The following is a 12,364-nucleotide window of genomic DNA, read 5'->3' as shown; positions in this document are numbered from 1 at the left end:
TGTTTTTTTAAGACGCAAGAATCCGCTAGCAGAGATAAAAAAACAGGACCGAAGTCCTGTTTTTTAGGCATTTAACAAAGAGGTCTGCTATTAGAACTGGTAAACGATACCCACTGCAACGGTGTCGTCAGAGCCTACGCCCAGTTTGTTGTCAGAATCGATCTGGTTGATGATGTAATCAACATAGGTGGACATGTTTTTGTTGAAGTAGTAAGTCGCACCCACTTCGAAGTAGTTCACCAGATCTACGTCGCCGATTCCTTCGATGTCCTTACCTTTAGATTTGGTATAGGCGAGGGACGGACGCAGGCCGAAGTCGAACTGGTACTGAGCAACCAACAGGACGTCTTCAGTTTTGTTAGCATAACCGTTAGCGATACGGGTTGCGTTACGGGTTTCGCTGTAGTTCGCCGCCAGGTAGATGTTGTTAGCATCGTATTTCAAGCCGGTCGCCCACTGCTCAGCTTTGTCGCCGTGGCCGCGCAGAAGTGGGTTTTGCTGGGCATCGGTACGATCAGCTGCACCATACGCACCTACGATACCAAAACCTTCGAATTCGTAGCTAACAGAGCCGCCAACGCCATCACCGTTAGAGCGACGAACGTCATCACGCTCGTTTTTGCCCAGGTACTGAACAGCGAAGTTCAGGCCTTCAACCAAACCGAAGAAGTTAGAGTTACGGTAAGTTGCGAGACCGCCGTTACGCTGGGAGAAGAACTGGTCGGAAGCAGCAGTGTCACCACCGAATTCTGGCAGCATATCGGTGTAACCCAGAGCATCGTAAACGACGCCGTAGTTACGACCGTAATCGAAGGAGCCTGCGTCACCAAATTTCAGACCGGCAAACGCCAGACGGGTTTTGTTGCCATTCTGAGCATCATCACCGCCTTCAGAGTTATTGCCGCTGAACTGGTATTCCCACTGGCCGTAACCGGTCAGTTGGTCGTTAATCTGAGTTTCCCCTTTGAAACCAAGACGGGCGTAAGTCTGATCGCCATTAGGTGCGTAAGCATTGTCACCGTTGTGCTTGGAAAAATAGTGCAGACCTACTGCTTTACCGTACAGGTCTACTTTGTTGCCATCTTTGTTATAGATTTCTGCAGCGTTAGCTGCCCCGGCTACCAGCAGAGCAGGGATAACCACTGCCAGAATATTGCGCTTCATCATTATTTATTACCCTCATCGGTTTTTATATGACACCTGCCACTGCCGCCAATAATTTCCGTCAATAAAAATTTACGGAACTATTGATGAGAGTTTGGTGTCTTTATGTGTCTGACAGGCATCTTTCCATTCAAACTATCGTTTCGCTACCGTCAAAGTGCTACAAATATAAAGATTTGGTTTCAAAAAGAAAAAGTATGTAACAAAATGTTATTTTTGTGCAACTTTGTGAACAACTTCAAATTTCAGATGTCCGTGCGCTAAAAATCACCACTTCTATTTCTATTTATATGATTTTCTTATATTTAATTTAGATAAACTCCTTTTTTCTCTGTTCTGCCATAAAGTTCATGGTTTACAGATAGCTATTTCTGGACGTCTGGAATGCCGTGCAAATGGTCAGAAAATGTACTATTTAATCAGAAAATGCTAATCCACAATAAAAATGCTGATTATTTTTTGTTCAAATATGTTGCGATGAAATATTACGTAACAGGAAGGGGGAAGGCGAAGGGTTGTGTTAAACGCGGGAGGGGGATCCCAAAACGTGAAGCGGTGACAAAAAAAGCCAGCAATGCTGGCTTTTGTATCAAAAATGCAGGGTTAGAACGTGGCGTTACGCGGGGTACGCGGGAACGGAATAACGTCACGGACGTTCTGCACGCCGGTCACGTAAGCGATCAAACGCTCAAAGCCCAAACCGAAGCCGGAATGTGGAACGGTACCGTAGCGACGCAGGTCGCGATACCACCAGTAATCTTCTTTGTTCAGACCCATTTCCAGCATACGGGCATCCAGTACGTCCAGACGCTCTTCACGCTGAGAACCACCGATGATTTCACCGATTCCCGGAGCCAGGACGTCCATTGCTGCAACGGTTTTACCGTCTTCGTTAAGGCGCATATAAAACGCTTTGATATCTTTCGGGTAGTTTTTAACGACGACCGGCGCTTTAAAGTGCTCTTCAGCAAGATAACGTTCGTGCTCAGAAGAGAGATCCACACCCCAGTAAACCGGGTTTTCGAACTGTTTGCCGCATTTTTCCAGAATGCTTACCGCGTCGGTGTAATCCACCTGCGCGAAGTCAGCCTCAATGAAACGTTCCAGGCGTGAAATCGCGTCTTTGTCGACACGTTCGGCGAAGAATTTCATATCATCCGCACGCTCAGCCAGTACGGCTTTGAACGCGTACTTCAGCATCGCTTCAGCCAGGCCTGCAACATCGTTCAGGTCGGCGAAAGCCACTTCCGGTTCCAGCATCCAGAACTCTGCCAGGTGACGACTGGTATTAGAGTTTTCTGCACGGAACGTCGGGCCAAAGGTATAAATTTTGGACAGAGCACAGGCGTAGGTTTCGCCGTTCAGCTGACCGGAAACGGTCAGGAAAGCCTCTTTACCAAAGAAGTCTTTGTCGAAATCGACTTTGCCCTGATCGTTACGCGGCAGGTTTTCCAGATCCAGCGTAGACACGCGGAACATTTCACCGGCACCTTCCGTATCGGAAGCGGTGATCAGCGGAGTCGATACCCAAAAGAAACCCTGCTCGTGGAAGAAGCGATGCAGCGCTTGCGCCAGCGTATGACGTACACGCGCGACGGCACCAATCATGTTGGTACGTGGGCGCATGTGCGCCACTTCACGCAGATACTCAATGCTGTGACGCTTAGCCGCCATTGGATAGGTATCAGGATCTTCAACCCAGCCGGCTACTTCAACCTCAGTGGCCTGAATTTCAAAGCTCTGTCCTTGTCCAGGAGATGCAACGACTTTACCCGTTACGATAACTGAACAACCCGTCGTCAGGCGCAGTACGTCCTGATTGTAATTGGGCAGAGAATTATTGATGACGGCCTGTACAGGATCAAAGCAGGAACCGTCATAAACGGCGAGGAAGGAGATGCCAGCTTTTGAATCTCGGCGGGTACGCACCCATCCGCGCACGGTGACTTCGCTGTCAACGGCTACGCGGCCCTGGAGTACGTCGGCTACAGGCACAACGCTCATAATATTCTCTCTGTTAATAGTCGGATATATAAACACATGTCCACCCGTAATGGGGGGATACCTATGTTACCTGGCATCTGCAATCAGACAAGCAGAATTCGTAGCTGGAGTGAAAGATTTCGGAAATTAGCGTGAAAAGGGAGCCAAACTGGCTCCCTGGAAGGTTTAACTGGCTTTTTTAATATGCGGCAAATCGAAGGCTTTGCGTAGCGCGCGCACGAACGCTTTATCGTGGCAGATGGTTTTACCCGGGCTATCAGATAACTTCGCCACAGGTTTGCCGTTACATTCCACCAGCTTGATTACAATATTGAGCGGCTTAACCTGGGGAATATCACAGGTTAAACGTGTGCCAATACCAAAACTCAACTGCACACGAGAAGAGAAGTGGCGGTAGAGCTCAATCGCTTTTTTCAAATCGAGGTTATCTGAAAACACCAGCGTTTTGCTCAGCGGATCAATGCCCAGTTTTTCATAATGGGCGATGGCTTTTTCACCCCATTCCACCGGGTCGCCTGAGTCATGGCGTAAACCCTGATAGCGGGTCGCAAACTCGACGCCAAAGTCACGTAAAAACGCATCCATGGTGATGCAATCGGTCAGCGCAATGCCGAGTTGGTCAGGATATTCATTTAACCAGGCGGCCAGGGCAACGCGCTGGCTGGTGGCAAGCTCAGGGCTGATTTGCTGATGAGCCTGGAACCACTCATGCGCCTGCGTGCCCATTGGGGTTAATGACAGGCGGCGGGCCAGATCGTAGTTACTGGTGCCGACAAACCAGGGCTCTCGCTGCAGGCGTTTAACAATAGCCTGCTGTACTTCACGTGAAAAACGACGACGCGTACCGAAATCCATCAGATGGAAGCGGGACATATCGACATCTTTCGTTAAAGCAGAGAATTCTACTAGTTTGCTTTCCAGCTCATCGAGTGCCTGCGGGACGCCTGATTCGGGCGAACGGTAACGGTGTACCATCTCACTGATAACCGCTAGCAGCGGGACTTCCCACATGATCACTTCACGCCACGGCCCGGTTAAGCGGATGTTCAGCTTACCGTTATCATTGGTGACGCAAACCTGTTCCGGGTTATAGCGGAAATCACGTAACCAGGTGAGGTAATCAGCTTTAAAGAAAGGCAGGTCGGAGAGCCACTGGTACTCGTCCTCCTGCAGTCGCAGGTGTTGCATAGCATTCACCTGCTCACGAATAGAATCGGCATAAATACCGAGCAGGTCATCGCCACGGCAACGAAATTCAGCCGCTACTTGTACATCATAGTAGTGGTGAAAAACGGCTTGCTGCATATGCAACTTATAAGCGTCTGTATCCAGCAGCGAGTGCAGAACAGGAGAAGCGAATTGTGTCATAGGTGCGCAGTAGCATCCTCTCACGGGAGCGTTTAGTACAATAAACAACTAAGAAAACCGCTGGAGTATACCTTGTTTAGCGATTTATTGAACCCCGATCACACCATAAGCTGTCTTTCTGGTCGAGGGCAATTCGTGCCGCGTGTTATAAAAATGTAGCAAAAAGGGTGTTTGTGCCTGAAAAGATGAACATTCTGCGTAGCGCGATTTACGCAACAGGAATAGACTGAAGCCGAGACTCTACCAAAGATGCTAAAGGTTTTTTATGACACAACAGCCACAAGCCAAATACCGTCACGACTATCGTGCGCCGGATTACCAGATTACTGATATTGACTTGACCTTTGACCTGGATGCTGAAAAAACCGTGGTCACCGCCGTGAGCCAGGCTGTCCGTCATGGCGCGTCCGATGCGCCCCTGCGCCTGAATGGTGAAGATCTGACCCTGGTGTCGATCCACGTGAACGACGAGCCGTGGGCAGAGTATAAAGAAGAAGAGGGCGCTCTGGTCATCAGTCAACTGCCGGAACGTTTTACGCTGCGTATCGTGAATGAAATTAGCCCGGCGGCCAATACCGCGCTGGAAGGACTGTACAAGTCCGGCGACGCGCTGTGCACCCAGTGTGAAGCGGAAGGGTTCCGCCATATTACCTGGTATCTCGACAGGCCGGATGTCCTGGCGCGTTTTACCACCAAAATTATCGCCGATAAAACCCAATATCCGTTCCTGCTCTCCAACGGTAACCGTGTGGCGCAGGGGGAACTGGAAAATGGTCGTCACTGGGTACAGTGGCAGGATCCGTTCCCGAAACCGTGTTATCTGTTTGCGCTGGTAGCCGGTGATTTCGACGTTCTGCGCGACACCTTTACCACCCGTTCCGGGCGTGAAGTGGCGCTGGAACTGTACGTCGATCGCGGCAACCTGGACCGCGCGCCGTGGGCGATGACCTCGCTGAAAAACTCCATGAAATGGGATGAAGAGCGCTTTGGCCTCGAATATGACCTCGACATTTATATGATTGTCGCGGTCGATTTCTTCAACATGGGGGCGATGGAGAATAAAGGTCTGAACATCTTTAACTCCAAATATGTGCTGGCACGTACCGATACCGCCACCGACAAAGACTACCTCGATATTGAGCGCGTCATCGGTCACGAATATTTCCACAACTGGACCGGCAACCGCGTGACCTGTCGCGACTGGTTCCAGTTGAGCCTGAAAGAGGGGCTAACCGTGTTCCGCGATCAGGAGTTCAGTTCCGATCTCGGCTCACGCGCGGTAAACCGGATCAGCAACGTGCGCACCATGCGCGGCCTGCAGTTTGCCGAAGATGCCAGCCCAATGGCGCATCCTATCCGTCCGGATATGGTCATTGAAATGAACAACTTCTATACCCTGACCGTGTACGAAAAGGGCGCTGAAGTTATTCGTATGATCCACACCCTGCTCGGTGAGGCTAACTTCCAGAAAGGGATGCAGTTGTACTTTGAGCGTCATGACGGCAGCGCTGCAACCTGTGATGATTTCGTGCAGGCGATGGAAGATGCGTCCAACGTCGATCTTTCGCATTTCCGCCGCTGGTACAGTCAGTCCGGTACGCCGATTCTGACCGTGCGTGATGACTACAATCCATCCACTGAGCAGTACACGCTGACTATCAGCCAGCGCACGCCGGCCACGCCGGATCAGGCCGAAAAACAGCCGCTGCATATTCCTTTCGCCCTCGAGTTGTATGACAACCAAGGGAAAGTGATCCCGCTGCAAAAAGGCGGGCACCCGGTGAATTCCGTACTCAATGTCACTCAGGCTGAGCAGACGTTTGTCTTCGATAACGTCTACTTCCAGCCGGTTCCGGCACTGCTGTGCGAATTCTCCGCACCGGTAAAACTGGAATACAAATGGAGCGATCAGCAGCTGACCTTCCTGATGCGTCATGCACGTAACGATTTCTCTCGTTGGGACGCGGCGCAAAGCTTGCTGGCGACCTATATTAAGCTCAACGTAGCCCGCCATCAGCAGGGACAGCCGCTGTCGCTGCCGGTACACGTAGCCGATGCATTCCGGGCGATTTTGCTGGATGAAAAAATCGATCCGGCACTGGCGGCAGAGATTCTGACGCTGCCTTCGGTGAATGAAATTGCTGAACTGTTCGACATCATCGATCCGGTGGCAATAACGGAAGTACGTGAAGCGTTAACTCGCACGCTGGCGGCCGAACTGGCGGATGAATTCCTCGCCATCTATAACGCTAATCATCTTGATGAGTACCGCGTTGAGCATGCCGATATTGGCAAGCGTACGCTACGTAATGCCTGCCTGCGTTTCCTGGCCTTTGGCGAAACCCATCTGGCCGACACGCTGGTCAGCAAGCAGTACCGTGAAGCAAACAATATGACCGATGCGCTGGCGGCGCTGTCCGCGGCAGTCGCGGCGCAACTGCCTTGCCGCGACACGCTAATGCAGGAGTATGACGATAAGTGGCATCATGACGGTCTGGTGATGGACAAATGGTTTATCCTGCAATCCACCAGCCCGGCGATAAACGTGCTGGAGACGGTACGTGGCTTACTGAAGCACCGTTCCTTCAGTATGAGTAACCCGAACCGAATCCGATCTCTGATTGGCGCCTTTGCGGGCAGCAACCCGGCGGCATTCCATGCGGAAGATGGCAGCGGCTATCAGTTCCTGGTCGACATGCTGACTGAACTCAATAGCCGTAACCCGCAGGTGGCGTCACGTCTGATTGAGCCGCTGATTCGCTTAAAACGTTATGATGCTAAACGTCAGACGCAGATGCGCGCGGCGCTGGAGCAGCTGAAAGGTCTGGAGAATCTCTCCGGCGATCTGTTCGAGAAGGTAACCAAAGCGTTAGCCTGAAACGTTGACCTGTCGTTTTGTAAGCCGGATTAGGCGGTAACGCCGCTATCCGGCAAAAGGCCCGGTGGCGCTTGCGCTTACTGGGCCTGATTTTTCTGAATGCTTATCCATGCCGGCGGATCGGCTGTTCCGTTTCGCTACGCTGCATTACCCGGTTCAACACTTCTGCTTCCAGCTCTGCCAGACGCACCGAACCAATCCGGCGTGGTCGCGCAATATCCACCGTTAAATCCAGTCCGATTTTTCCATCTTCAATAAGCAACACGCGATCGGCCATTGCCACCGCTTCACTGACGTCATGGGTGACCAGCAGTACGGTAAAGCCGTGCTCTTGCCATAAAGAGACAATCAGCTCCTGCATTTCAAGGCGGGTTAAGGCATCCAGCGCACCGAGGGGTTCATCCAGCAGCAGCAGACCGGGACGATGAATTAATGCCCGCGCCAGGGCCACGCGCTGTTTTTGTCCACCGGACAGGGCGGCAGGCCATTCCTGAGCACGATTCTCCAGCCCAACTGCGGCCAGCGCGTCCCGGGCCGCATCGCGCCAGTGACCTTTCAGACCCAGACCCACATTATCGATAACCGTCTTCCAGGGCAGCAGACGCGCATCCTGAAACATCATTCGCGTATCCTCCTGAATTTCTGCCAGCGGGGTGGTTCCGGCAAGTAATGCACCTGAGGTGGGAGACTCCAGCCCAGCCAGCAGACGCAGTAGCGTGCTTTTTCCTCCTCCGCTGCGGCCAACCACGGCAACAAACTGTCCGGCCTGAATGTGCAAATCTAACTGATTGAGCACCGTATTGGCGGCGTATTGCTTCGTCACGGCACTCAGTAAAAGCGGCGTGCCTTGGTTTAGGCGAGCGGTATTCATACGGTAGCCTCCTTCACATGGTAAGCCGGGTTCCAGCGCAGCCAGATCCGCTCCAGCCATTGGGCGCTGACGTCGGCAAGTTTGCCGAGCAGGGCGTAGAGAATAATGGCCACCACGACCACATCGGTTTGCAGAAATTCGCGGGCGTTCATTGCCAGGTAACCAATGCCGGCATTGGCTGAAATGGTTTCCGCGACAATAAGCGTCAACCACATCAGCCCGAGAGCAAAACGCACGCCAACCATAATCGAGGGCAGGGCGCCGGGGAGGATCACATGAATAAATAGTGAAAAACCAGACAGCCCATAGCTGCGAGCCATCTCTACCAGGCCGCGATCGATATTGCGGATCCCATGCCAGGTGTTGATGTAAATCGGAAAAAGCGTGCCCAGCGCGACGAGAAAGATCTTGGCGGATTCATCAATGCCGAACCACAAAATCACCAGTGGGATCAGCGCCAGATGCGGCACGTTACGCAGCATCTGCACCGAAGTATCCAGCAGGCGTTCTCCCCACCGCGAAAGACCGCTAATCAGTCCCAGCGTCAGGCCAATCGATCCGCCGATGGAGAAGCCTACCAGCGCGCGCCAGGAGCTGATCGCCAGATGCTGCCAAAGCTCGCCGCTGGCGGAAAGCGTCCAGAAGGCTTCGACAACGCCCTCCGGAGAGGGCAGGATGCGGGTGGACAACCAGCCCATTGATGATGCGAGCTGCCAGAGCGCGACCAACCCAACCGGTAAAAACCAGGGTGCGAGGCGCAGTAACCACCTGTTTTTCGGCGTTGCCATCAGCAGGCTCCTTAGCTTTGCGCGATTTTGCGTGGGATAAATTCGTTTGCCACCGCTTCGCCTTGTTGATGCTGGCGCTGCGGCTGTGGAATTTCTGGTATAGCGACATCCAGATGTGGGAACAGCAGCTCGCCAACCTTGTATGCCTCTTCCAGATGTGGATACCCGGACAACACAAAACTGTCGATTCCCAGTGCGGCATACTCGTTGATACGCGCCGCGACCGTCGGACCATCTCCGACCAGCGCGGTACCCGCGCCACCGCGCACCAGTCCTACTCCTGCCCACAGGTTTGGGCTGATTTCCAGTTTGTCGCGTTTACCGTTGTGCAGTGCAGCCATTCGCTGCTGACCAACCGAATCCGTTCTTGAGAAGGCGGCCTGGGCTTTGGCAATGGTGTCGTCATCCAGATGGGCTATCAGACGATCCGCTGCCTGCCACGCCTCTTGCGTTGTCTCCCGGACGATCACATGCAGACGAATACCAAAGCGGATCTTGCGCCCGAGCGCCGCCGCTTTGGCCCGCACCTGTTCAATCTTCTCTTTCACCTGTTCAGGCGGCTCGCCCCAGGTCAGATAGAGATCAACCTGCTCGGCAGCAAGATCTTGTGCAACATCAGACGAACCGCCGAAATAAAGCGGTGGCCGGGGTTGTTGTACAGGAGGGAAAAACAGTTTCGCGCCGCGGACATGAATGTGTTTGCCGTTGAAATCCACGGTTTCACCTTGCAGCAAACGCCGCCAGACCTGAGTGAATTCAGCAGAGGCTTCATAGCGCTCGGTGTGATCAAGGAACACGCCGTCACCCGCTAGCTCTTGTGGATCGCTGCCGGTTACCAGGTTGAATAACGCCCGGCCGTTAGAGAGTCTGTCGAGCGTCGCGGCCTGGCGGGCGGCGACCGTCGGCGAGGTTACGCTTGGACGTAGCGCGACCAGAAACTTTAATCGCTGGGTGACTGGGATCATCGACGCGGCGACCAGCCAGGCATCTTCACAGGAGCGACCGGTTGGGATCAGAACGCCGGTAAATCCCAGGCGATCGGCTGTTTGCGCAATTTGTTGCAAATAACCGTGATCGACCGGGCGCGAACCTTCTTCCGTCCCCAGATAATGACCGTCACCGTGGGTGGGTAAAAACCAGAACATGTTCAGACTCATAATTTTTCTCCTGCCTGCTGAGTGGGTTGCCAGATACGCTGGCGAATATCGATTTTTTTCGGCACCAGACGGTTGTCATAAAACAGATCCGCGGTTTGTTGTTGTAGGGCGGCAACAGAGGCGCTGACGGGCGTAATGGTGGTTGGCGGACGGTGATCCAGATAAGACGCAATTACCGGCTCGGGCAGGCCCATGGTTTTAGCCAGCAGAGTAATGCTTTGCTGGCGTTGGCTGAGAGTTAACGCATCCGCCTGGCTAAAGGTATCCAGTACGCCAAGAACAAAAGCGCTATTTTTTTCGGCATAAGGACGTGCAGCGAGATAAAACGAACCGGTCTGCTTGAGGTCTGAGCCGTCTTTCAGCACGCGCACATCACCTTGCAGTAATGCGGCCGAATAGTAGGGATCCCAGATAGCCCACGCATCGACGTTTCCTTGCTGGAAGGCCGCTCGCGCATCGGCGGGGGTCAGATAAGTCGGTTGAATATCGGTAAATTTCAACCCTGCCTGTTGCAGCGCCCGGAGCAGTAAATTGTGGGCGCTGGAACCTTTCTGGAAGGCGACTTTATGCCCTTTGAGCTGCGCAACGCTCTGGATCGGGCTATTTTTCGGCACCAGAATCACTTCGGCTTTCGGTTTGGGCGGTTCGACGCCCACATAAACCAGATCGGCTCCGGCGGCCTGGGCGAAAATTGGCGGAATGTCACCGGTACTGCCGAGATCGATACTGCCGATATTGAGTGCTTCCAGCATTTGCGGTCCAGCCGGGAACTCAATCCACGAGATTTTGGTCTGTGGGTAGCGTTTCTCCAGTAGCTGATGACTTTTTGCCAGCACCATGCTGACGCTTCCTTTCTGATACCCAATGCGCAGGGCATCCGGAGCCGATTCTGCGGCATGCGCCAAGGATGACAGGGACAGCAGCCCGGTAAATGCCAGCCATGAGGTGTGACGCTTGAGCAGATTAAGCATGGGCGGCACCTCGCAGGGCGTTCAGTTGCGGGAGTTGGAGATCGCGACGATGCAACGCCAGCCAGAAAGTGTCGAGCGCACTGTCCAGGCGCTGCTGCAGGTTGGGCGTAAACTGCGGTTTATGCTGATAGTCGATGACCTGTGAATCATCGGCAAACACGCCGTGCAGGATCTCCTGAGCCTTTAACGCGCTCAGCACCGGTTTCAGCGCGTAATCGACGGCCAGTAAATGCGCCACGCTGCCGCCAGTCGCCAGCGGCAAAACCACTTTTCTTTCCAGCGCCCGCTCGGGGAGCAGATCGAGCAGCGTTTTCAGTGCGCCAGAGTAAGCGGCTTTGTAGACCGGCGTTGCGACAATCAGCCCGTCAGCATCCTGTAGTTGTTCGATAAATGTCTTCAGCGCCGGACTGTCAAAACGGGCATAGATCAGGTCTTCCGGGGCAAAGTTGTGCAGGTTCCAGTGAAAGACTTCGACATCCTGGCCGTTCAATTTTTCTCGGGCATATTCCAGCAACGCGCTGGAGCGAGAGGGAAAGCGTGGGCTTCCCGCCAGAGTAATGACGCGCATAATGTTATTCTCCCCTTATAACCAATTGTTTGCTTTTGATTAACATTGATAACAATTTGTGCAGTCTGGCAGAGAGACTTTGTTTATCGAAATGATTTATACGGGATAGAAAAGTTGAAAAATGGATAAAAAGGAGGAAGCAGGAAAACGATTGCTATTTATTGCCGCAGGTCAATTCCCTTTTTGCTCGCGATCGCACATAATACGCCCCCGGTTTGCACACCGGGAATCCAGGAGAGTTCATGTACTACCCCTTCGTTCGTAAAGCCCTTTTCCAGCTCGATCCAGAGCGCGCTCATGAATTGACATTCCAGCAATTACGTCGCATTACCGGCACGCCGCTCGAAGCGCTTGTCCGCCAGAAAGTACCCGCAAAACCGGTTACCTGTATGGGGCTGACGTTTAAAAATCCACTCGGGCTTGCTGCCGGACTGGATAAAGACGGGGAGTGCATTGATGCGCTCGGCGCGATGGGATTTGGTTCCATTGAGATTGGTACCGTGACGCCGCGTCCTCAGCCGGGTAATGATAAACCACGTCTGTTTCGTCTGGTCGATGCAGAAGGTTTGATCAACCGCATGGGGTTTAATAACCT

General features: G+C 53.0%; 9 protein-coding genes and 1 pseudogene. 2 read left to right on the top strand and 8 right to left on the bottom strand.

What is annotated here, in order from left to right; translation table 11 throughout:
- Positions 1-90 precede the first annotated feature (90 nt).
- The 3 genes from ompF to pncB all read right to left on the bottom strand — a co-directional run bounded on the left by ompF (position 91) and on the right by pncB (position 4,536).
- On the bottom strand, positions 91-1,167 hold the full coding sequence (ompF, locus tag OGV65_RS13745) for a porin OmpF (protein ID WP_016156126.1): 1,077 nt from the start codon (positions 1,165-1,167) through the stop codon (positions 91-93).
- A 600-nt stretch (positions 1,168-1,767) separates the two neighbouring features.
- Positions 1,768-3,168 carry an asparagine--tRNA ligase gene (gene asnS, locus OGV65_RS13740; protein WP_016152464.1) on the bottom strand — a complete coding sequence of 467 codons (1,401 nt, stop codon included), beginning with the start codon at positions 3,166-3,168 and terminating at the stop codon, positions 1,768-1,770.
- A 165-nt stretch (positions 3,169-3,333) separates the two neighbouring features.
- Positions 3,334-4,536 (bottom strand): nicotinate phosphoribosyltransferase, encoded by a 1,203-nt coding sequence (gene pncB / locus OGV65_RS13735; protein WP_047501156.1) that lies wholly within the window; start codon positions 4,534-4,536, stop codon positions 3,334-3,336.
- A 265-nt stretch (positions 4,537-4,801) separates the two neighbouring features.
- Between pncB and pepN the strand changes: the two genes are divergently transcribed.
- Positions 4,802-7,414 carry an aminopeptidase N gene (pepN, locus tag OGV65_RS13730; protein WP_286455069.1) on the top strand — a complete coding sequence of 871 codons (2,613 nt, stop codon included), beginning with the start codon at positions 4,802-4,804 and terminating at the stop codon, positions 7,412-7,414.
- 103 nt (positions 7,415-7,517) lie between these two features.
- On the opposite strand, the gene ssuB is transcribed toward pepN, so the two are convergent.
- From ssuB to ssuE, 5 genes are read right to left on the bottom strand one after another with little or no spacing between them, the layout of a single operon-like run.
- Entirely contained in the window at positions 7,518-8,285 is a 768-nt protein-coding gene (gene ssuB / locus OGV65_RS13725) for an aliphatic sulfonates ABC transporter ATP-binding protein (protein ID WP_016152467.1), read from the bottom strand.
- The gene (gene ssuC / locus OGV65_RS13720) at positions 8,282-9,073 is read right to left on the bottom strand and encodes an aliphatic sulfonate ABC transporter permease SsuC (RefSeq protein WP_016156130.1); all 792 of its coding nucleotides are present in this window, start codon (positions 9,071-9,073) and stop codon (positions 8,282-8,284) included. Before ssuC ends, ssuB begins: the two co-directional genes overlap by 4 nt.
- 11 nt (positions 9,074-9,084) lie before the next feature.
- Positions 9,085-10,230, bottom strand: coding sequence for an FMNH2-dependent alkanesulfonate monooxygenase (ssuD, locus tag OGV65_RS13715; protein WP_016156131.1), 1,146 nt, complete (start codon positions 10,228-10,230; stop codon positions 9,085-9,087).
- Positions 10,227-11,201 (bottom strand): sulfonate ABC transporter substrate-binding protein, encoded by a 975-nt coding sequence (locus OGV65_RS13710; protein ID WP_153690550.1) that lies wholly within the window; start codon positions 11,199-11,201, stop codon positions 10,227-10,229. The genes ssuD and OGV65_RS13710 overlap by 4 nt, the downstream gene beginning before the upstream one ends.
- The gene (gene ssuE / locus OGV65_RS13705) at positions 11,194-11,769 is read right to left on the bottom strand and encodes an NADPH-dependent FMN reductase (RefSeq protein ID WP_286455068.1); all 576 of its coding nucleotides are present in this window, start codon (positions 11,767-11,769) and stop codon (positions 11,194-11,196) included. Before ssuE ends, OGV65_RS13710 begins: the two co-directional genes overlap by 8 nt.
- A gap of 242 nt (positions 11,770-12,011) precedes the next feature.
- Between ssuE and OGV65_RS13700 the strand changes: the two are divergent.
- Positions 12,012-12,364 (top strand): annotated as a pseudogene (locus tag OGV65_RS13700) (quinone-dependent dihydroorotate dehydrogenase); the annotation flags it as partial.

The sequence above is a fragment of the Citrobacter sp. Cb004 genome, from assembly GCF_030337065.1.
GTDB lineage: Bacteria > Pseudomonadota > Gammaproteobacteria > Enterobacterales > Enterobacteriaceae > Citrobacter > Citrobacter braakii.
Note: the sequence above shows the minus strand (reverse complement) of the source record. Positions and strands in the feature narration are given on the sequence as shown.